1 protein-coding gene is annotated in these 512 nt (G+C 60.2%); it reads left to right on the plus strand.

The annotated features are described in order from the left end of the window. The coding region (locus NET02_RS16315; protein ID WP_284058490.1) for a UPF0236 family transposase-like protein at window positions 1–512 on the plus strand (512 nt) is incomplete at both ends.

Here is a 512-nt window from a genome sequence, read left to right on the forward strand (position 1 = left end):
AACGGCACGGCCGGGTGCTGTTTGTGGAGGCGGATGGACTGTTTATTTCCCGCCAGGGGAAAGGGAAACGGGCGAAAGAAGAGAAAATCCTGGCGGTTCACGAGGGATGGAAACGAAACGGTTCGCAGCTCGAGCTCGTGAACCGGCGCCACTACCTCCATGAAGGGGAGGGAGACGTGTGGGAACGGTTCGAAGAGTGGCTGATGAACGAATATGCCTATGATCCGTGCCGGGACCTGTTGATCATCAACGGCGACGCGGCGTCGTGGATCACGGCCTGCCGGGAGTATTTTGGGAAGCGGGCGTGCTTTCAGCTGGATCGATTTCATGTGGCGCGGGAGCTGCGTCAGTGTCTGTCCGGCCATCCGCGTTGGCGGGAGGTGCGGAAGAAGCTGGCGAAACAAGACGAAGAGGGGCTTCTCGTGGAGCTGAACAGCGCGGTCGGCACGTTGGAGGACGAAGCGAAAGAGAAGCAGATGGCTGCCATGATCCGCCGGATCGAGTCGATGCCG

The organism is Thermalbibacter longus, assembly GCF_023806485.1.
Lineage (GTDB): Bacteria > Chloroflexota > Chloroflexia > Thermomicrobiales > Thermomicrobiaceae > Thermalbibacter > Thermalbibacter longus.